Source organism: Treponema bryantii, assembly GCF_900113965.1.
Classification (GTDB): Bacteria; Spirochaetota; Spirochaetia; order Treponematales; family Treponemataceae; genus Treponema_D; species Treponema_D bryantii_A.
Window position 1 is genome coordinate 150,123 of the sequence record NZ_FORI01000001.1, and the last position, 21,677, is coordinate 171,799.

The 21,677-nt window shown below is 39.7% G+C and carries 15 protein-coding genes; 9 read left to right on the forward strand and 6 right to left on the reverse strand.

The genetic code is table 11. The annotated features are described in order from the left end of the window. Positions 1–82 precede the first annotated feature (82 nt). The 3 genes from BM161_RS00680 to BM161_RS00690 form a co-directional block, all read right to left on the reverse strand. On the reverse strand, positions 83–1,042 hold the full coding sequence (locus BM161_RS00680; protein WP_177206181.1) for a GGDEF domain-containing protein: 960 nt from the start codon (positions 1,040–1,042) through the stop codon (positions 83–85). 110 nt (positions 1,043–1,152) lie between these two features. After that, positions 1,153–1,365 carry a hypothetical protein gene (locus BM161_RS00685; protein WP_074929731.1) on the reverse strand — a complete coding sequence of 71 codons (213 nt, stop codon included), beginning with the start codon at positions 1,363–1,365 and terminating at the stop codon, positions 1,153–1,155. Between the two features lie 2 nt (positions 1,366–1,367). Further along, the gene (locus BM161_RS00690) at positions 1,368–1,562 is read right to left on the reverse strand and encodes a hypothetical protein (RefSeq protein WP_074929732.1); all 195 of its coding nucleotides are present in this window, start codon (positions 1,560–1,562) and stop codon (positions 1,368–1,370) included. Between the two features lie 195 nt (positions 1,563–1,757). Here BM161_RS00690 and BM161_RS00695 point away from each other — a divergent pair, with 195 nt between their 5' ends. The 4 genes from BM161_RS00695 to BM161_RS00710 all read left to right on the forward strand — a co-directional run bounded on the left by BM161_RS00695 (position 1,758) and on the right by BM161_RS00710 (position 7,729). Beyond that, complete coding sequence (locus BM161_RS00695) at positions 1,758–2,936, forward strand: endo-1,4-beta-xylanase (RefSeq protein WP_074929734.1); 1,179 nt, start codon at positions 1,758–1,760, stop codon at positions 2,934–2,936. 69 nt (positions 2,937–3,005) lie between these two features. After that, the gene (locus BM161_RS00700; protein WP_074929736.1) at positions 3,006–6,287 is read left to right on the forward strand and encodes an FtsK/SpoIIIE family DNA translocase; all 3,282 of its coding nucleotides are present in this window, start codon (positions 3,006–3,008) and stop codon (positions 6,285–6,287) included. After that, positions 6,284–6,586, forward strand: coding sequence for a hypothetical protein (locus BM161_RS00705; RefSeq protein WP_074929738.1), 303 nt, complete (start codon positions 6,284–6,286; stop codon positions 6,584–6,586). The genes BM161_RS00700 and BM161_RS00705 overlap by 4 nt, the downstream gene beginning before the upstream one ends. Positions 6,587–6,889: 303 nt before the next feature. Then, on the forward strand, positions 6,890–7,729 hold the full coding sequence (locus tag BM161_RS00710) for a PDDEXK nuclease domain-containing protein (RefSeq protein ID WP_218150231.1): 840 nt from the start codon (positions 6,890–6,892) through the stop codon (positions 7,727–7,729). Position 7,730: 1 nt separating this feature from the next. Here the strand turns inward: BM161_RS00710 and BM161_RS00715 are convergent, their stop codons facing one another. Next, positions 7,731–8,417: an epoxyqueuosine reductase QueH gene (locus tag BM161_RS00715; RefSeq protein WP_074929740.1), complete on the reverse strand. Its 687-nt coding sequence runs from the start codon at positions 8,415–8,417 to the stop codon at positions 7,731–7,733. A 6-nt stretch (positions 8,418–8,423) separates the two neighbouring features. Beyond that, positions 8,424–9,596: a type III PLP-dependent enzyme gene (locus BM161_RS00720; protein WP_074929742.1), complete on the reverse strand. Its 1,173-nt coding sequence runs from the start codon at positions 9,594–9,596 to the stop codon at positions 8,424–8,426. A 277-nt stretch (positions 9,597–9,873) separates the two neighbouring features. Between BM161_RS00720 and BM161_RS00725 the strand changes: the two genes are divergently transcribed. From BM161_RS00725 to BM161_RS00745, 5 genes are read left to right on the forward strand one after another with little or no spacing between them, the layout of a single operon-like run. After that, positions 9,874–10,806, forward strand: coding sequence for a DUF2156 domain-containing protein (locus BM161_RS00725; RefSeq protein WP_074929744.1), 933 nt, complete (start codon positions 9,874–9,876; stop codon positions 10,804–10,806). A gap of 13 nt (positions 10,807–10,819) precedes the next feature. Next, positions 10,820–11,341: a hypothetical protein gene (locus BM161_RS00730; protein WP_074929746.1), complete on the forward strand. Its 522-nt coding sequence runs from the start codon at positions 10,820–10,822 to the stop codon at positions 11,339–11,341. Between the two features lie 45 nt (positions 11,342–11,386). Continuing rightward, positions 11,387–12,811 (forward strand): diguanylate cyclase, encoded by a 1,425-nt coding sequence (locus tag BM161_RS00735; RefSeq protein WP_074929748.1) that lies wholly within the window; start codon positions 11,387–11,389, stop codon positions 12,809–12,811. 33 nt (positions 12,812–12,844) lie between these two features. Further along, complete coding sequence (locus tag BM161_RS00740; RefSeq protein ID WP_074929749.1) at positions 12,845–19,030, forward strand: alpha-2-macroglobulin family protein; 6,186 nt, start codon at positions 12,845–12,847, stop codon at positions 19,028–19,030. 4 nt (positions 19,031–19,034) lie between these two features. Beyond that, positions 19,035–21,290, forward strand: a complete 2,256-nt coding sequence (locus BM161_RS00745; protein WP_083425613.1) for a transglycosylase domain-containing protein — start codon at positions 19,035–19,037, stop codon at positions 21,288–21,290. A 1-nt stretch (position 21,291) separates the two neighbouring features. Here BM161_RS00745 and BM161_RS00750 read toward each other — a convergent pair whose 3' ends face one another. After that, a complete protein-coding gene (locus BM161_RS00750; protein WP_074929750.1) occupies positions 21,292–21,666 on the reverse strand; it encodes a desulfoferrodoxin family protein in 375 nt (124 codons plus the stop codon). Positions 21,667–21,677 lie beyond the last annotated feature (11 nt).

Sequence of the window (21,677 nt, forward strand, 5' to 3'; positions counted from 1 at the left end):
TTATGCTCTCATTGAATTTTTGTGCCGTCAATTCGCAAAAATTTCGGTAACTACCTATTTATTTCTGTTTGAGGGAGAAAATTTATTTGATTACGCAGTTTTTGCCGTTACGTTTTCCGTAATAGAGTCTGTCATCTGCAGTACGAATCACAAGCTCATAATCAGTAAGATTTGTTCCTGTACACATACCAACAGTTACAGTTACTTTGATTTTTTTATCATCAAATTCTATTTCTGTATTGGCAATTCTTTTACGAAGATACTCAAGATGTTCGTAAGCTGTAATTTCATCTGTTCGAGGCATGTAGAGTACAAACTCTTCTCCACCCCATCTTACAGTTACAAACTCATCATTTGAACATTCTTCTATTGTTTTACTTACAATTTTTAAAACTTCATCACCAGCCTGATGGCCATAGGTGTCATTTACTTTTTTAAAATCATCAATATCAAAAATTGCAATTGTATATTTGTTTTCGTTCTCAGTCTTATTGCGCTCCATGATATGCTCAAAGAAGCGGCGGTTAAAAAGACCTGTCATTAAGTCATGATCACTGCAATAAGAAAGCTTTTCATTAGCTGCATTCATCTCAAAGAAATAAAGATTTGAAATGTAGAATAGAGTGAAAAGTGTAATACAAAGATTTAAGAGTCCAATTTCATGCTTACAAAGATTTACAGCTGGAAGGAATTCCGGGAAAAAACAAATTTCTTTGATGTGAACAAAATAAATGGCAATTGCATAAACTATTCCAACTCCCTGAAAAATCTGCTTCATGCGTTTTTTTGGAGGAAGAAGATAATAAACCGAAGAAATCATTCCTATAACATAAAAAATGTAGAAGAATGAACCGCCGGAAAATAATTCGCTGATTAATGAAAAAGTGCTGATTTCGAAATAAGTGAAAATAATGTAAAAATCTTTATCTTCTTTATAGCTTACTATTACAACTGAATAAAAAATTGTGCTTAAAATATTTAACATTGAAAGTGGAATTAATCCCACAAAGAAAAAAATGACAGAATTAAGTATATGTACCATAAGGCACATTATTAAAAAAATCCACGTTTTCTTTTTTGACAGAATTTCAATAAATTTTTCGCACATAGAAACTCCCTAAATAATATTTTAACACAGTTTCTATAGAATTATCAAAATTTTTTTGTACTAATAGAAGAAACCCGCGAAAGCAATGTGAATGCTGTTATGATTGTACCAACTCCTGCAATTGTGATGATGGCTCGGGCAGCACCTCCTGAAAGAAGGAAGAGCGCAGCTATTTTGAAAATACCAACACTGATGGCGCAAATGATTACGCCGAACAGAGACATTAAAATGCGTTTAACAAGATTCTTCTTATCCATAATTATTCCTTAATTTCGAAAAAGTCAAACTCTCCCGGAGTTACGCGGCCGTAGAAAACAGATTCGCAATTCTCTGTATTTGCGGAGGTCTCCGAGCCGGCCGAAGCTGCGCGTGGGTTCTCTTTTACATACAGAGACTTGAGCGTTTGCCATCCAGCTACACAATAAGTTACTGTTTTGAAGTTTTTATAGAACATTGCAGTTTTATACTCCTTACTTCGAATTATAACATGGACCTTCGTAAAAGATTGAAATCTTCTCTATAATTTTAGTAGATTTTTTTTTACAATTTTTTTACACACAAATTATATAAATTCAAGATTTCTGTAGTAAACTTATACCATATATAAGTTAGAACAGGCCGGCGGCCTTATCAGGAGGACAAATTCACTATGTCTCATAGAAAAGCTTCTGCAAAAATCAGAATTCTTGGAGCAGACGGAAAACCTGCAGCTAACACAAAGGTTCATATCAATCAGATAAATCATGAATTTCTATTCGGATGCGGTGCTTTTGAATCACTTAAGTCTTGTACCGACGACCGCATGAACAAATGGCTTGGACTTTTCAACTATGGAACTCTTCCTTTCTACTGGGGCGGTTATGAACCCGAAGAAGGAAAACCTCACACAGAACAGCTTATGGCCGCAGCAAAATTCCTTAAGAGCAAGGACGTAACTGTAAAAGGACATCCGCTCTGCTGGCATACAGGCTGTGTTCCATGGCTTATGAATTACGATAATGAGACAATCCTTAAAAAGCAGCTCGAACGCATTCACCGCGATGTAGGCAACTTCAAGGGCGTAATCGATATGTGGGATGTCATCAATGAAGTTGTAATCATGCCGGTTTATGATAAGTATGATAACGCCATCACCAGAATCTGTAAGGAATATGGCCGTGTTGGACTTGTAAAGAAGGTTTTTGATGCAGCTCAGGAAACAAATCCTGATGGTATTTTCCTTATTAATGATTTTAATATGTCAGAAAAATATGAGCAGCTCATTACAGATTGTCTTGATGCCGGAGCACCAATCAAAACTATTGGACTTCAGTCACATCAGCATCAGGGAGTATGGTCTCTTGAAAAAACAGAAGAAATACTTGCCCGCTTTGAACACTTTGGACTTCCAATTCATTTTACAGAAAATACAATTGTTGCCGGTCCGCTTGTTGCGCCGGAAATCACAGACCTTCAAGATGCCCATTATAATGATGATGATGCAACCCCAGAACTCGAGCAGAAACAGGCCGAAGACCTTTCAAAAATGTACCGAAACCTGTTTGAAAATCATCCTCTTGTTACAGCAATTACAAACTGGGATTTTGGCGACGGAGCCTGGCTCAATGCACCAAGCGGCGTAATCCGTAAAGACGGCAGCCTAAAACCATCATACAATGCCCTTCATCATCTTATCAAAGAAGAATGGCACACTGAACTGGACGCAACAACCGATGCAAACGGCTTTATCACAGTTGAAGGCTACAAAGGAAAATACGAAATTACTGCTGATGGCAGCCATAAAGCTGTTTTCGAGCTCAAAAAAGGCGGAGATGTACAGCTGACTTAGAAATTTCATATTCCATTTATTGGGAATAAATTCTCTAAAATCTTTTTTTATTTTTCCGATAATGGAACTATGAGAGCATCTAATAAGTCTAGTATCATAACCGGAGTCGTTTTGCTTGCGCTGGCGGCCCTTTTTACAATCAGTTTGATTCTTCTGCCACTGGATTATGGCGTTACAGGTCCAGGACATAACAATATTATTTACTTACTCGGAGACATGCTGTATTCAGTATACGGTTTCTGCAGCATTCTCATACCTGCTTTCCTGCTTGTTTCAGGACTTTCTTGTTTTGCTTCTAAGTGGACAGCCCGCAAAACTCTCCGCCTTCTTACAGCACTTATTCCATTTTTTACATGTGTTGTAACAGAAAGCATTATCCGCTCAATTGTTAAAGTAGATCACTCTCCATTTGCTATCGTAAAAATTCTTATTGCCCTTGTTACCGGCGCTATGCTCGTTGTAATTGAATTCCTTGGAACAGGAATTATTGCAGACCGCCTTAATAACGGTGGCTTTAAAAATCTTAAGAGAAAGCCAGCTAAAAAAGCTTCTTCAATGGCAGATGAAATTCTTTCTGATGTTGAAGATATTTCAGAAACAGAAGAAATTGCAGAAATCAGTGATACAGAATCTGCAGATTCAGATGAAACAATTGAAAGCGAAACAGATCTTCCAGAATTCACAAAGCTTTCAAAAATCAAAATGCCTAAGGAATCATTGTTTGATAAGCTCAAGAAGAAGTTTAAGAAAGATGATGATGACGAAGAAGAAGAACCTGTAGCTAAAAAGCCTACAATTTTTGATGAAATTCTTGATGATGTTGAACCATATGAAGAGGAAGTTGAAGAAGAAACTTCTGTAGAAGAGCCAACTGTTGAAGCAACAACTGAGGCTAATAAAGAACCAGCTGCACAGGGTTCAATGCTCACACAGGAAGAATTTAACGCACTTACAACTCCAGCTGATGAACTTGAATGGCCAGGACTTCCACCTCAGCCAAAAAATCTTCCTCCAGAGTATGATGCAGATTTTGATGAAAACGACCCGGCTTTAGAGTTCCCTCCAAAGGATGATGCTCCTGTGGCTGAATCTAAAACTCCGGTGGTTGAGCCTGTCGAAACCACCGCAAAAACTGGTGACAATAATGATCCATACGCTGCAACACGCTACATTGATTCAGTTGTAGAAAATCCTCTTTATCCTCATAAAATCGTAATCAACGATGACCCGGAACCTGTTCAGGAGGCTGAAAAAAAAACTCCAGTTCAGCCGATAACTGAAAAACCAAAGTATCCTACAAGAATTCAACTTCAGGATGAAGCTGTTTATGAATCAAAAGAAGAGCCTGAAGTTGAAGAAGATGATTACGTAGAAGACGAAACTCTTCCTTTCCCAAATTTTGATATTGAAGAACCAGCTATAAATCAGAAACCTGCAATTCTTACTAAACAGGAAGCAGAGACTGTAGAAAAGAAAAACTATCAGTCGGTAGGAGAATATTTTGCAGATGATGAAGATGGTCCTAAAATTGCAACAAAAGAAAATCTCTACAATTATTTTGAAAATGTAGATGCAAAGAAAACCTCTCCAAACATCGAAGACCCATATCAGGCCGAAAAAAAAGTGAATACGGTGGTTGAGCCTGTCGAAACCACAACAGAAACAGATGGCGCTAACTCTCAAATCTTCTCTCAGCTTGCCCAGCAGGAAGAAGCTCAAGAAGAAGTAAATATCTCAACCGCAGCCGCAAGTGTATTTGCCGACATGGATGCAGACATCAGAAAAACAATGCCTGCTAAAAATCCGGCTTCTGCAAATAACCTCACAAAAGATGAACTTTCAGATTTCTTCAATGCTCAGCAGAAAGAAAACACACCTCATACAAAAGAGATTCCCGCAAATCCTCCAAAGACACATCGTGCCACAAAGAAAGGTGCTTATGTAATTCCTTCAGATTTGCTTACAGCATATAAAGATGATCAGTACTGGATTATTGATGATGCAACAAAACAGGCTTCTTTGAACCTCAAGCAGACACTCGCTGAATTTAATATTGAAGCTGACATCACAGGAATCAAAAAAGGCCCTGTAGTTACAATGTTCGAAATTCTGCCGGCTCCCGGCGTAAAGCTCAGTAAGATTGTTGCTTTGCAGGATAACATTGCACTCAGCCTTGCGGCTCAGTCAGTACGTATTGTTGCCCCAATTCCTGGAAAGCAGGCTGTTGGTATTGAAGTTCCAAACCGCAACCGCTCAGTTGTAGGCTTCCGTGAAATCATAGAAATGGATCTTCCTGAATGGAAGAAGATGGCCGTACCAGTTGTACTTGGAAAAGACATTCTTGGAAAAGCTCAGCTCATTGACCTTGTTAAAACACCACATATGCTGATTGCCGGTGCTACAGGTTCTGGTAAGTCTGTTTGTGTAAACTCGCTGATTCTTTCTATTTTGTATAAGAGAAGCTTTGAAGATGTAAAGATGATTCTCGTAGACCCTAAAGTTGTCGAGCTCAAGCTTTACAACAATATTCCACATCTTCTTACTCCAGTTATTACAGAGCCAAAGAAGGCACTCCAGGCACTTCAGTGGTGTCTGTGCGAAATGGAACGCCGTTATGCCCTCCTCGACAGCATGGGTGTACGCGATATTTCTAATTACAATACAAAAATCAAAGAGCAGAAAATCTGTACAGAAAAACTGCCTTATATTGTTGTCATCATTGATGAGTTTGCAGACCTTATGGCAACAAGCGGTAAAGAGCTTGAAAACATCGTAGCACGCCTTACAGCAATGAGCCGTGCCGTAGGTATTCACCTTGTTCTTGCAACACAGCGTCCTTCTGTAAACGTAATCACAGGTCTTATCAAGGCTAACATTCCAACACGTATTGCCTTCATGGTTGCTTCTCGTACAGACTCTAACATCATCATTGATACAGTTGGTGCAGAAAAGCTTCTTGGCCGTGGTGATATGCTTTATGCTTCTGCCGTTGATCCTGCTCCAATCCGAATCCAGGGAACTTTCGTAAGTGACCAGGAAGTAGAAAATGTAGTTACAGCTGTAAAAGATTACGGTGAGCCAGACTACATCGACGAAGAGATTTTTGTTGAAGATGATGATGAAGAAGGAGCACGCGACCTGTTTGGCGAACCAATGAGCGACGATGATCCATTGTACGATCAGGCTCTCGAAATTGTTGTTCAGAGTGGAAAAGCCAGCGCAAGCTATATTCAGCGCCGTCTCAAGATCGGCTACAACCGTGCAGCCCGCCTCGTAGAAGAAATGGAAGAGCGCGGAATCGTAGGCCCTGCAAACGGTTCTAAACCTCGCGAGGTAATTCATATTCCATGATTTTAGTGATTCTTTCTTTTATCGCCGGTATCGCTTTCTGCGCCGCCGGCGTATATTTTCTCTTACCACGATATTTAGATAAGCTCAACGAAGCTACAGCAGACAAATCTCCAGAGACCCAGCGCAAAAACCAGCTTCGCGCAAAGAGCAGCGGTTACGTAGCATTAGGATTGGGAGCATTAACTCTCGTCCTTGCTTTCATGCTCATCAGTTTCCCTCAAATTGCATCACCACTTGTTCTCGTTTATATGATCTTTGTACTGGCTGCAGTTTCTGTGCTTCTGGTGATGTATAAGTAAAGATACAAAATCTAGTTATCTGGAAATAAGGACGCATTAGTTTTCCTATTTTATGTTGATTTTCCTTATTTCTTTAATTATATTTAAAACGTAAAGCCTGCTGTACAGAAGATCATATCCAACAACTAATCAATATTTTTTAGTATGTACGGTTATATCTACACTTAGTTTCTTTTATTTTTCTTTACCATAATTCAGGCCTGATGTTGGACTGGCGCTGAAAAATCAAACGACTCTTGAGGTATGGTATGGAAAAATCTTTTAACAGATTAAATTCTTTTAACTCAAAAAAACTTCTAGAAGATGCCAGAAAAATTATTGAAACTGCTCAATCAAATGCAGTTCGAAGTGTTGATTTTTGCCGTGTTCAAATGTACTGGAATCTTGGCAAGACAATTTTTTCGTATTTATCCAATTGCGTCTGCAGTGCGGACGCAATTAAATTGGCAACAATATAAACTACTTATTTCAATTTCAGATCCTGATAAAAGAGAATACTACGAACTTGAATCTGTTAATAATGGCTGGACAGCTCGTGAAACAGAACGCCAAATAAATAGTCAACTTTATGAACGACTTCTACTTAGTAATGACAAAGAGTCTGTTCTTGCTGTAGCTAGAAAAGAACGCATTCCTCAAAGTCCTAAAGAAATAATAAAAGATCCTATGGTTTTAGAATTTCTGGGACTTGAGAAAAATCCTTCATATTACGAAAAAGATTTGGAGGGAACAATTATTTCTCATATTAAAGATTTTATGCTTGAAATAGGAAAAGGCTTTTTCTTTGATTCAAGACAAAAACGTATTTTGATAGAAGATGATGAATTTTTTATAGATCTGGTTTTCTACAATCGACTATTAAAATGTTTTGTTCTGATAGAAATAAAAACTGAAAAATTAACACATCAAGATTTAGGACAACTTCAGATGTATGTAAACTATTATGATCGAATAGTTAAGTTGCCAGATGAAAATAAAACTATTGGAATTCTTCTTTGTACAAACAAAAACGATACAGTAGTAAAAATGACTTTACCAGAAGATAATAAAACAATTCTTGCAAGCAAATATCAATTCTGCTTACCTTCAAAAGAAGATCTTATAAAAGAAATAGAAGATGTAAAAAAAATAGTAAAAACTTGATTTAGTCTTTTTTATTCTTCATCGAATAAACACAGCCGCAGTAGGTCTGGCGGTACATGCCGTATTCTTCGCTGAGTTCGAGGCTTCGCTTGAAGCCTCCCTTTTTTTTGAAATCTGAGATGAGCCATTTTGGAGATTTTTCTGAGGTCTCGGTAGTCACGGCACCAATGTTGGCCAGATGTTGACTTTCAATCTCAAGACCAAGCTCATTAATTTTCACTGCATCCTTAAAAGGACTAATAGAAAGTGAAGTGCAGAAATAATCAAAATGATTTGAAGTAGCGTATTCGTAAGCTCTCTGCAGGCGGAATTTATAACAACGTCGGCAGCGCTCGCCTTTTTCGGGTTCGCTTGCAAGCTCCGGCTGGTCGTGCACTCCCACAGCTGAATAAAACTGCTCAGGCTCATATTCGCACTCAACGACCTTCACTCCAGTATTCAGTGCAGGCGGAAAAACTTCATAGAGCTTTTTCAACTCCGCAAGCCTCCTTTCGTACTCCGCCTGGGGATAGATATTCGGGTTATAATACAAAACTGTAATCTGAAAATATTTAGAAAGGTATTCAAGAACGTAAGAAGAACACGGCCCGCAGCAGGCATGAAGCAGAAGGCTCGGCTTTGCGGCCGAACCCTCCAGCTCTTTCAGAAGTTCATCCAATTGTTTCTGATAATTTGCCTTCTGCTGCATTTTGCCTTATTTCATAAAATACGTTTTAATCGGTGGGAACCCGTTAAACGCTACAGACGCATATGTAGAAGTATAAGCACCAGTTGAAAGCCAGTAGAGCTTGTCGCCGGCCTTCAAAGAAATTGGAAGCTTATATTTTGCATCTTCGTACATAATATCCATACTATCACAGGTTGGGCCGGCAATAATTACAATGCCTTCCTTTTCACCCGGCTTGTCGTGGTCTGTAACAACAGGATATTTGATAGATTCATCCAGAGTTTCAATGAGACCGTTGAACTTACCTGCATCAACATAAACCCAGCGTGCAAGAGCAGTATTATTTTTGCGCGAAGTTAAAATAACTTCCGATGTTAAAATACCGCTGTCTCCAACAAGGGAACGGCCAGGTTCAAGAATGATTTCTGGAATATCATCACCAAAGTCTTCCTGAATATAACGAGTAATTTCAGAAGCATATTCAGCAAGAGTGTTAGTAGGTTCGATGTAACTTGCAGGGAAACCGCCACCCATGTTAATCATAGAAAGGCGGATACCTTCTTCTTCTTCGAGGGAAGTAAAGAGATACTTTACCTTTGCAATAGCATCGTTCCACTGACCAATATCGCGCTGCTGACTACCTACGTGGAAGCTGATTCCATAAGGAGTGAGTCCGAGGTCACGGGCGAGAACGAGCAAATCATAAGCCATATCCGGATGGCAGCCGAATTTGCGGGAAAGAGGCCAGTCTGCACTGACAGAATTTTCTACAAGAATACGTACGTAAATGCGTGAACCAGGAGCATTCTCGGCAATAGCCTTAAGGTCATCCTTACTGTCGGTCGCAAACATGCGAACGCCCTTATCGTAGAAGTATTTAATGTCCTTTGCCTTTTTGATTGTGTTTCCATAAGAAAGTCTGTCTGGCGAAACATTAAATTTTGAAATCATGTCCAGCTCGTAGCGTGAAGCAATATCAAAATTTGAGCCCATTTCTGCAAGCATTTCAAGAACCGGCTCGCCTGGGTTTGATTTCATAGCGTAATAAATACGCGCATAAGGGAATGAATCTCTAAGCCTGATGTAGTTCTGCTTGATTGTGTTGAGATTGATTACGATGTTTGGGGTTTCCAAATCTTTTGAAAAGTCGAGAAAACGCTGCCAGTCCTTATCGCTGACATAGTCTTTACGATTAAACATCCATTACCACCTTTTCTAAAATTGTAATAAATGAAAAATACACGGTCAACGCCGTCACGCTGCCTATGTCTAAGGAACTTAGTTTATTTCAACGTTCGGTGAATAATAGCAAAAAACATTAAGAGAGTCATCATTTTTTTAAAAATTTCTAAAAAAATGTTTTCAAGGAAAAAATCTCCCAAAATCCTCCTTTTTAATCGTAAAAAATATGATTTTGTACAATTATAATATTTTTTTATAACTTGTTTTTGTGATACAATATCGTTAACTTTTAAATATGAATTTTCAGGATTTTGAATACCTAAACAGCAACCTCGATACATCAAAATTGTTCGGCAGCGACACCTCAGTGGCAAATCTCTTTTTGCTGCAGGAAAAGTACAATACCGAGCTCAAAATCCATAAAGATATCCTTTTCCGCTATTATTATGGTGATGAAAACCGTACAGGCTATGGCTTTCCAATCCCCATGAAAAATCTTACAAATGCGGAAAATTCCCCTGACAACTGGCTTAAAACTGCTCTGGAACACATTTTTGATGATGCCCGTCAGCAGAACCGTCCGGCAGCCTTCTGTCTGCTTACAAGCGATCAGAAAACCCTTATAAACGAAACATTGGCTCGTCATTTTCCTAACCGCACAATAAACTGGAAAACCAACCGCGACGACTGTGATTATATTTACCTTCGCGAAAAATTGGCCGACCTTCCGGGCTCTCAATATCAGAAAAAGCGCAATCATATTTCCCGATTCAACCGTACCTATGGTACAAACTGGGAATTCAAAAGCTTTCCGGAAAACGACATCGCACAAGACATTCTGAAAGTCTCTCAAAGCTGGTACGAAGAAAACCAGGGCGAATCAAAAGAAGTACTTCGCCTTGAACACGAAAGCATTGAACAGGCTCTCCAGAACCGCGAACTCCTAAATCTCCGCGGCGGCGTTCTCTACATTAACAGCGAACCTGCCGCCATGACGCTTGCCAGCCCAATTTCTCCGGATGTTCTCGACGTCATTTATGAAAAAACCTTCGGTGAATACGAAAAGAACGGGGCTTACGCAGTGATCAACCAGCAGTTTTCAAAGCGCTGTGAAGGCTTTCTTTACCTCAACCGCGAAGAAGATATGGGCGTAGAAGGCCTTCGTAAAGCAAAGCTTTCATATAAGCCCGAGATGATTTTAGAAAAATTCTATGGTAAAGTAAAATAACTGGAGGCCTCACATGCTTACACCTATCCTCGCAAAATCAACCTGCGCCACCTGTAAATTCTGCTGCAGCTTCCGCCGCCAAAGCCTCTGGGAAACTCCGATTTTCGACAAAGCCACAATGGAACGCCTGAGCGAACTTTTCCCAAACGCAAAGTTCCGTACAGCCGGCCCAAGCGGTAAATCCTACACCTTTGATATTTCAGATGCCTATAAAACACAAGACCCAGAGGAAGAAGCTCTTTGCCCTTTCCTCGACCCAAACCGTGGCTGCGCCCTCCCACCAGACCTCAAACCTTTTGACTGCAAAATCTGGCCGCTCCGCGCTATACGCCTAAGCGACCACACCGGCAGTAACCCACACAGCCAGTTAAAAGTAGCCCTCACCCCAACCTGCCCCGCCATCAACAAAGTGCCGCTTGAACAGGTAAAACAACTTGCCGCCTCAGGCCTTGGCCAGCAGATTCTCGACTACGCTGAAAAAAATCCCGACATAATCAAAGAAGAAACTCCATTTCTCTCAAATATCGTGTTTTAAGAAAGAATTAGGAAAATTCTGAATTCTGGACTATAATATTTGTTTATGGAAGCTAATTCTTCAGAATCAAAAACGTATGACACTTCAACCTTAAGCCGCCTTATGAAAAAAGATCTGTTTTTTGTTGTTGTGGTTTTTATTGTTCTGCTCATCATTTTCACAGATATAAGTATTTATGAATCGTTTGGCTCTGTCCGCTCACGAAAACTTGAAGCAAAAAATATCGCTGTTTTATGTACCTCCGAAATTGAAAGAAACTGTAATCACACTTTCCAGCTGAACGGAGTTATTGCTTCACTTGTAATGCTTGGAGAAGCAAATCAGCAAAATTTTGATTCTGTTGCTGCAAAAGTTCTTCCAGACTTCCCTGCCGCTGATTGTGTTCAGCTTGCTCCAAATGGAATTGTTTCTTCTGTTTATCCTCTCGAAGGAAATGAAAACGTTCTTGGCCACAATCTTTTTGAAGATGAAAAACGTGCTGATGAAGCCTTCCGCACAAAGGCCAGCGGCGTTCTTACAATTGGCGGACCGTATCCGCTTTTACAGGGCGGTGAAGGTTTTATTGGCCGCCTTCCAGTTTTTAAGGATGACCAGCGCACAGAATTCTGGGGCTTTGTAAATGTAGTTGTCCGCATTCAGAAAATTATTGAAACTGTAAATCTTTCTGCAATCGACGGCCGTAATTATGAATATTCAATTTATAAGATAAGTGATGTTACAGGAAACCGCACTCATATTTATGGTGTCGACCTCGATAAAATGCGTCATCCTGTCACAAGCAAAATTGATATGCCAAATGCTCACTGGGAGCTTGCTGTAGCACCTAAAGGTTTTTGGGTAAATCTTCATCTTGTAATTGTTTTAGGAACCTTGTCACTTCTTTTGATTTGTGCCTTTACAATTCTTACTTTGCTTTTCTTAAAACTTAAACAGAGCAATATCCGCCTTGCACAGCTTGCAACTTTAGATCAGCTTACAGGGCTTTACACAAAACAGACAGCAATCTTTACACTCAAAAAAGAAATTGATTATGCAAACCGTAATGGAAGTCAGGTTGCTGTGTGTTTCATTGATATGAATAATTTTAAACAGATTAACGATCAGTACGGACACACTGTTGGAGACACCGCTCTTGCTAAAGTTGCAAAGCGTCTTCTTGAATCAGTGCGTCCGGAAGATATTGTTGCCCGCTTTGGTGGCGATGAATTTATTATCATCTTCCGTGGAAAAAATACTGGAACAGATTATGCAAATACTGTAGAACGTTTAAAAGCTGTTCTCAATGTTCCGGCAAAACTTTCTGCCCATGTACTTGCTGATATTTCTGCAGCTGTAGGCCTTGCCGTTTATCCAACAAATGGAAAGGGTGTTGAAGAGCTTATTGCCTATGCAGATAAAGCAATGTATGAAGATAAGGCACAGATTAAGAGTTTTAATATTTCTGAATTCGAAGATCTTGAAACAGAATAAATCACACAAATATATAACACTCAGAGGTTCTATATGAAGAAATCACGTCTCATTTTTCTGGCTGCAGTTAGCTGTATACTAACGTTCGGTAGTTGTAAAAAGTCTAATGCAGAACTTCCAGGTAATACAGAAACCAAAAAGGTTTCCATTTCAAAGGTTGCCAGTTCTGGTGAAGGCTATAAAGGAACTCCCTTCAATGCAGATTCCTATTCTGAAGAAGCACCAGAGTACAAGGAACGTAATCCCCTTCATCTCGAAACAGATGGAAATGATTATGTCAGCTTTGATTCGGTAAATCAGTTCTTTGCTCTGGATTACACACCTGAATATCCTGATTCAGTTTTTGCAGATTCAGCAAATAATTCAAAAGGCTCTAAGAAAAAAGAAGCTGCGAAAGATGACAGTAGTGAATCTCATATTCCGGGAATCAGAAAACTTTCAGATTACGTTACAAAATACGTAACCAAAAAAGCCGCACTCCAGGAATATAAACCAGAAGATAAACTTGAAGATTCTGACGACTCAAACGACTCAGTAGATTTTTTTGTTGAAGACTGGGGCCCTCAGCAGAAAATTGTTGCTGGAGAAAATCATCCAACCTTCTATGTAATTTTCTCTCGCCCTGCCCGCTCTCTAAAAGCTCTAGATAAACCACAGACTACTTCTGATGTAATGACAATTGAACCTCCATTACCGGGAGCTTTCCGCTGGTACGGAACAAAACACCTGAGCTTTGAATCTGATATTCCGGCAGACCCAACCGTTCAGTACACAATTAAAGTTACACCTAACCTTAAATCTTCAGACGGAAAAAAACTCACAGGCGAGACAATTTTTAAAACTAAAGCAGAAGATTTAGAAGTAATAAATATCTGGGGTGGTTATATTAAAGACAGTGACTGTGCCTACAACTGGAACACAGGTGCACTCCCTCCTTACGAAAACCGTTTTATAATTCGAACAAATTACACTACTACAGTTGATACAATCAAAAATAACCTTTTTGTACTTGTAGATGGAACTCAAGCTGAATGTGACTTTGAAGCGGTTTATAAAGATATCTTCCACATGTGGTCAAATCATGCAGAATATGATGAAGATACTGGCCGCACAAATACTTATCTGGGAACAATCAAAAGTACAGTTCCTCATAATGCCAATATCGACGTTGTAAATAAAAATGCAAAGGGTGACAACTATAGAACTCTGCATCCTTTCAGTATTGATGATGTTGGTGAAATGACAGAGTATTCATCTGCAAAAGCTTCATGGCCATTGCGCATTGAATTTACGCAGGTACCGGATGCAGATTCTCTTGTAGAAAATATCACTTATGATGACGGCAAAAAAATCACAAAAGAAAATCTTATTATAAATGGTAGAACTGTAAAACTTTGCAATCTTCCTTTTGATTATAGTCAGTCGCATAAAATTGTTTTTGGAAAAAATCTTAAAGATAAATATGGCCAAATCTTAGCATCATCAAAGCTCACTTATAATTTTAAAACACCTAGCGAAAAAGCTTATGTAAGATATCAGAATTACGGAACAACAATTCTTGAAGCACAGTTCCCTCATAAAATGCTTTTCGGACATCAGAATCTACTTTCCGGCTCTTATGCTTTACAGAAAACTGACAGGCCTGTTGGAGACGGACAATATGCATTTAATAAAAATGATTCAAATTTTTATGAGCTGGATCTTGGAACAAAAAATCAAAGAAACTTCCAGGAACTTGATCTTGAACCTTATCTTGATGATGGCTTTGGTTTTGTACGTTATGAAAGTACAGCAAATTACAAAAGCTATAATTACTGGCGTGAACGCTACGAAACAGACAAGTCTACAATGAACGGTGTTGTTCAGGTTACAGACTTAGGTATCACAGCACGCCTTGCAATTAATAAAGCTGTTGTAATGGTACGTAGTCTTTCTACCGGTAAGCCTGTTGAAAATGCAGAAGTTTATATTGTTCATAATCTTAATGATCATCAGGAATGGAGAGACGGAAGTTATCATCCAAAAGAAATTTTCGTATATGGCAATGAGTCAACTTATGACAAAATGCTTGCTAAAGGCCACACAGATAATAATGGTCTTGCGGTAATTAATTTTGATGAAAACACAATTAACAGAATTCAGAATGAAAATAATCTTTGTGTTTATGTTGTAAACGGAAAAGACAAATGTGCTTTTTCACCAGCTTCTCATAACTCCTGGCGAGAAGGTGTAACTACCGCTTCTTACAAAAGAGCACGAAAGGCAGAACAGCGAACCTTTATGTTCGTAGACCGTGGAATTTATAAGCCGGGCGAAACAGTTACTTTCCGAGGAATTGACCGCGACCAGCTCCTTGGAACCTTTACTCCTCATAAGTGTGATTACACAATTACAGCAAAAGGTGCCTGGTGGGATTCTCAAGAAATCATAACACCAATTGAAGGAAAAGTTTCTGATTCAGGCGGCTTCTATGGTTCCTTCAAACTCCCGGACAATCTCGACCGCGGATATTATAATCTCATTTACAAACGCAATGGCAATTCAAATGAAAGCGCTTCTATTCGTTTTACCGTTGCAGATTTTGAACGCGTAAAATTTGAATCTTCAATTACAGTACCAGAAATCTCTTACTTTGGCGGCGACAAACTTACCGCAGAACTTTCTGCAGACTATCTTGCAGGCGGAACTCTCAGCGGAGCAAGCTATGAAGTTTCATGGTATAAGTCTCCAACAACTTTCAAAACTTCTGAGCCTGCTGCAAAGGGATACACCTTCTACACAGGAATCTACCCAGACAGAAATATTTACACAAACGATACTGGCGTGCTTGGCGTAGACGGAACTGCATCTATCTCTTGTGAATCAGAAAAAATCACAGACGGTGCGCCTTACGTTTATCATGTTGAGTCCGCAGTAACAGATATTTCTAATCAGCGTATTGCAGCGCAGAATGATATTTTTGTTCACCCGGCTCAGTTCTACGTTGGAATTGCAAAAGGCCGCAATCTCAAAGGCTTTGCAAAGGCAAACGAAAAAATTGAAATTCCATATATTCTTGTAAATCCAGATGGAAAGCTCATGGCAGAAAGTGAAGTTCCTCTTAAGATTTCTTCACTTGAATATTCTCTTTCTCACGAAGTCTGGACAATGGTTCATGAACAGAGTGTAGATGACACAATTTATACACGCTATGAACGTTCAGACGTAGAAGACGCAACGGGAGATCTTAAAGCTCTCGTAAACGGAATTCTGCCAATTACTCCAAAAGTTTCCGGCTGGTACACTCTCACAATTACCGGTAAAGACAGCCGTGGAAATAAAGTTCTCAGCAAGAGCGAGTTCTACGTAACAGGAAGCGGCTCAAGCTGGTTCGATCAGTACAATTCAAATTCTCTCAATCTTACTCCAGATAAATCTCAGTACAATCCAGGTGAAGTTGCAAGAGTTCTTCTGGAAAGCCCTCTTCCTTCCGGAGACTATCTGATTACAGTTGAACGTGAAGGTATTTTCACAGAAGAAGTTCGTCACTTTGAAAACGGTGCAGAAGTAATTGAAATTCCAGTTGCAGGAAATTATGTGCCTGTAGTTTATGTTTCTGTATCTTCTTATTCAGAACGTCATGGTGCCCCAACTCATAATTATGGTGAGCCTGATCTTGATAAGCCAAAGGGATATTACGGAGTTACTCCAATTCTTGTAAATCCTTATGTACGTTCTTTCTCAGTTAAGGTTGAATGTGATAAGCCAAGTTACAAACCTGGTGATACAGCTACAATTAAGTTCACAGCTACAAAGGGCGGCAAACCTTATGCAGGTGCAGAGCTTACTGCAATGGCTGTAGACCGCGGAGTTCTTGACCTTATCAACTATCATGTTCCAAATCCAATTGATTTCTTCTACAACAGAAGTAACTTCCCTCTTCGTGCCTTTGGTGGAGATTCACGTGCTTACCTGATGGATCCTGTAACCTACAGTGTAAAAAATCTTAAAGGTGGCGACTCTGATGAAGAAAAGGAAGATGAGCGAAAAGACTTTAGACCTACTGCCTTCTTTGAGCCTGTACTCATTACAGATAAAAATGGAGAAGCAACAGTTACCTTTAAAATGCCAGACAGTCTTACAACTTACCGCATTACTGCCTTTGGTGTAAAAGATGATTTGTTTGCTCTTCAGGAAGAAGAAATAAAAGTTCAGAATCCTATAAACATTCAGCAGGTACAGCCTCGACGTCTGCGTGAACGCGATACTGCAGAATGTGGTGTTCTCATTTCTAACCTTGGAAAAGACGGACAGAAAGTTACTGTAAGCCTTGAAGTTCTTTCTCCAACACAGGACACAGAACAGGACAAACTTGAAGGCCGTAAGACAATTCCTGGAAAAGGCTTTGTTGACGGAGAAAGCTCTCACACAGTTTATGTTGCTTCGGGACAGTCCAGCGTTGTTTACTTTGATGTTGCAGCGCAGACAGAAGGAACGGTAAATCTTGTTTACACAATTAAGTCTGATGTTTTGAATGAAAGACTGATTTCACCAATAAGAATCGAAAAGACTTTTGTTTATGAAACAGTTACTATGACCGGAACCATTTCAGATGAAAAGAAGGGAACTTCAAAAGAATCTTTGATAATTCCAGGCTTTGCTAAAGAAGGACGCGGAGATCTTACCTTTACTCTTGATGCAACACGTCTTGGCGTTCTTGGTGGTTCAGTAAATTACCTCTTTGAATATCCTTACGGCTGTCTTGAACAGCAGAGTTCTCGCATACTACCGTTAGTTAGTTTTGATAAGTACATTGATATTTTTGGGCTCGACTCAAAGGTTGTAAATATCAAAGACTGCGTTACTTCATACACAAAGAAGTGGAAGGACTATCAGCACTCAGACGGAGGCTTTGGTTACTGGCCGGAGTCTATTCACTCTTCGGATTATGTGAGCCTGAGAATTCTTTATATCTATGCGCTTGCTATGAGCCGCGGATACCAGCCGGAAGATATTCCTATTAATATCAATACTCTTAAGAATTATGTTGCATCCAGAGTTAAAAAATATAATAGTGAGTCTAATTCAAATTACTATGATTACGACAGAGCCTTTGCCTGCTACGTATTCAGTATGCTCAAAGATAATTCTCTTTCTAAGATTCAAAGCGAGCTTTACTCTAAAGTTGATGAACTCACTCTTGATGCTGCTGCCTACCTTTCGTTAGCTTACTCAACTTCTGGTTCACAGGCAGACCTTGAAAAGGCAACTGTAATCAATGGAAAGATTCGTTCTTACCTGCAGCCTGCCCAGAGAAGCGTTACTCTTTCTAAGAAAGCTAGAAGCGGATACTGGTTCTGGTATCAGAATGAAACTGTACAGTATGCAGCAATTCTTTCTGCCTTTGTTTCTGTGAATCCAAAAGATGAAATGGTAGACAGACTCATTTATACTCTGCTTGCAAAACAGTCTAAGGGACGCTGGCAGAATACTATTACCACTGCCGCTGTTCTCGACTCATTCTACATCTACATTCAGAAGCGAAATCTTGATGCTACAAATTATACTGCAAGTGCTTCGCTCAACGGCAAACAACTTATGAATGAAAACTTCAATGGAGTAGCGGCAAAGCCAAAGACTCTCTCACTTCCGTTTGAAGATGAGTTTGTTTCTTCACTTTCAAAAGACAAGGCAATTCCTCTCGTATTCGAAAAGAATGGAGAAGGTTATCTGTTCTACACTGTTGAAATGAAATACGCCCTTCCAGATGAAGCTCAGGCTGCCCGTGATGAAGGTATTAAGATTACTTATGAAATCACAGACTTTGATACTGGTGAAGTTATAAACGTTGCAAAAGATACCTGTGATCTCACCCTTGAAAGCGGAAAGATTTATAAGGCTAAGGTCTTTATTGAAACAAACCGTACAAGAGAATACGTTGCCGTTCGTGCGCCAATTCCTTCTGGCGCTGAAATTCTCGACTCTACTCTTGTAACAAACGGTTCGGCTGCTCAGAGTAATTACACCCGCAGCTGGCGCAGTTCAATGAGTCACAAGAATATTACCGACAACGAGGTTCAGTTCTTCTGGGACGAAATGCACTCCGGCAGATACTTCTTTGACTTTACATTCCGTGCTGCACGTCGCGGTGTTTACCCGACACCTCCAGTACAGAGTGAATGTATGTATGAGCCGGAAGTTTTCGGACGCAGCGACGGATATCTCTTTATAATTAAGTAACAACGTGAATAAACAGACAATTAAAAAACTTCGTAACTGGTTGCAGGTTCACTGGCGTAAGCCGGGACCTGCTGCCAGAGTTACACTACTCATTCTTGCCTTTCTCTTTTTATTTCCGGTGGTCTTTCGCCTGCTGCCATTTCCTGAGCTCAGTGAATTTATGGCGCAGGAATACAGCTGCAGGATTTACGACCGCCGCGGCAAGCTGGTGCAGGTCACTGCGTTGAGCGGAGGCGGCCGTCGTGAATTTACTCCAATAAAACAAATTCCAAAAAAATTACAAAAGGCTTTTATTAATCAGGAAGACAAACGCTTTTATTTTCACCACGGTGTAGACTGGCTTGCAATTCTTAGAGCTATAACTCAGAACCGCCGCGCAGATAAAATTGTACGAGGTGGCTCAACTATCACCATGCAGATAGCAAAGTCTATCAATCCAGATAAATCTCATACTATTAAACGAAAGCTTAAAGATGTTTTTTATTCTTACCGCATTGAAGCAAAATTAAGTAAACAGAAAATTCTTGAACTCTATCTTAATTCAATTTATTTCGGGTCAAACTCTTACGGAATAACTTCTGCTGCACGTACCTATTTTGGCAGCGACCTGAAGAATCTTTCCTCTGGTCAGATTGAGATTCTTTCCTACATTCCAAGAAATCCAACTTATTATAATCCTGTAGAGCATAAGAAACGTTTTCAGGATATAAGTGAGCAGGCGGGCCGTGCAGCCGCAAACGCACGTTATTATAAATATCCGTATAACCTTCCTCACTTTGTTAATTACATAACTTCTGAATATCAAAAAAATAATAAGCCACTTCCTTACGAACTTTACACAACTATAGATTTAGAAATCTCCGAACTCGCTGAAAGCTTTTTGCGCGAAGCCCTTGAACAGGCCCAGGGCTCAAGAATTACAAACGGCTCTCTCCTACTTCTGAATAACTCAGACGGCTCTGTAATTACCTGGCTTGGTAATGGAGATTTTTTTGACAATGAAAACAGCGGACAGATTGACGGCGTTCTCGTTACAAACCAGCCAGGAAGTTCTATGAAGCCGTTTCTCTACGCCCTCGGAATTGAAAACAATATTCTCGAACCTTCTACCGTCCTTGCCGATGTACCTTCACAATTCGGCAATGACAAACTTTACATTCCAGAAAATTTTAATAACAGATTCAATGGTCCGGTTCGAATGCGAATTGCTCTCGCTTCAAGCTTAAATGTTCCTGCCGTTGATACACTTAATAAAATCGGTGTTCCAGCATATCTTGAAAAACTTTATCAGCTTGGTTTCGACTCACTTAAAAAAAATGATTCCGGAATAAAAGCAGATTTAGGTCTGGCACTTGGAGCCGGTGAAGTTTCACTTTATGAATTAGTTCCCGCCTTCAGTGTATTCGTACGAGACGGCGTTTTTCTCCCACTTCAATACACAAAAACAAACTCTCCAAAAGAATCAAAACAAATTTACTCCTCAGACACTGCCCGTCTCCTCTGTTCAATACTTTCAGACAAGACAGCACGCTCTCTTGGTTTTGGATACACACAAACCTTCCAGACAGACTATCCTTCAATTTTTAAAACCGGAACTTCAAATCAGTATCAGGATATTGTTGCTCTTGGAGCTACAAAGAATTTTACAATCGGAGTATGGATGGGAAACTTTTCTGGAAACACAGTAATGGGAAAAACCGGTTCTTCGCTTCCTGCCTGGGTAGCAAAAAATGTTTTGGATAAACTCGAAGGTGGCCGTGACCCCGCAGAGCTTTCTTTCCCTGAACCAGAGCATTGGCACAAAGAAAGAATCTGTTCAGTTTCTGGAATGAAGGCTGGAGAAAACTGCCGTTCGGTAGTTACCGAATATATCAAAGATGACACTCAATTATCAACCTGTAACTGGCATACTTTAATCGATAATGAAGTTCAGGTTATTTATCCACCGGAATATCAGCAGTGGTTTAGAATGAGGAAAGTTTCTGGTCTTGTAGAATATTCACAGTCCAAGCTTTCATTTATCACACCAAAAGATAACGCTCTGTTTTTCTACAGCAGTCTCAACGAACAAACGCAGGCTATTCCTTTTGAAGTAATCGGCGGTTCTGAACCAACGCTGGATGTTTATTATGACGAAAAAAAAGCGTTCCAGAATCTGGAACGCCCTTTTATCTTTTCTCTTCCTGTTGAACGCGGCAATCATACCTGTCGTATCATCTGCGGAACAGAATCAAATGAAATCAGTTTTACTGTAAAATAACCTAGCATTTCCACAGCTTATGAAGATTACAGAACTCGTAAGCTGTAACAACTTTCTCGCCATCAAGCAATGCAAACTCTGCCTTTGGTTCATCACCTGGCTTAAACTGCTTTTTCTGAATTCCCTTATCAGTTACAAGAAGAATCCATTCAATAAAATGTTCAGGCAGCATAGGGTGTGTTACAGAACCCACACTTACAGAAACTTTATTTCCTTCAACATTTACTACTGGAACATGTTTTTCAACAGCAGCATCAGTTGTACCTGGAATCATTTCAATCATATCTTCACCACAACAAACTGTTGGTACACCTGAATCCTTAACTACTACAATGATCTTACCGCAATGTTTGCAATAAAAAAATTTAACTTCCATTTTTTTCCTCC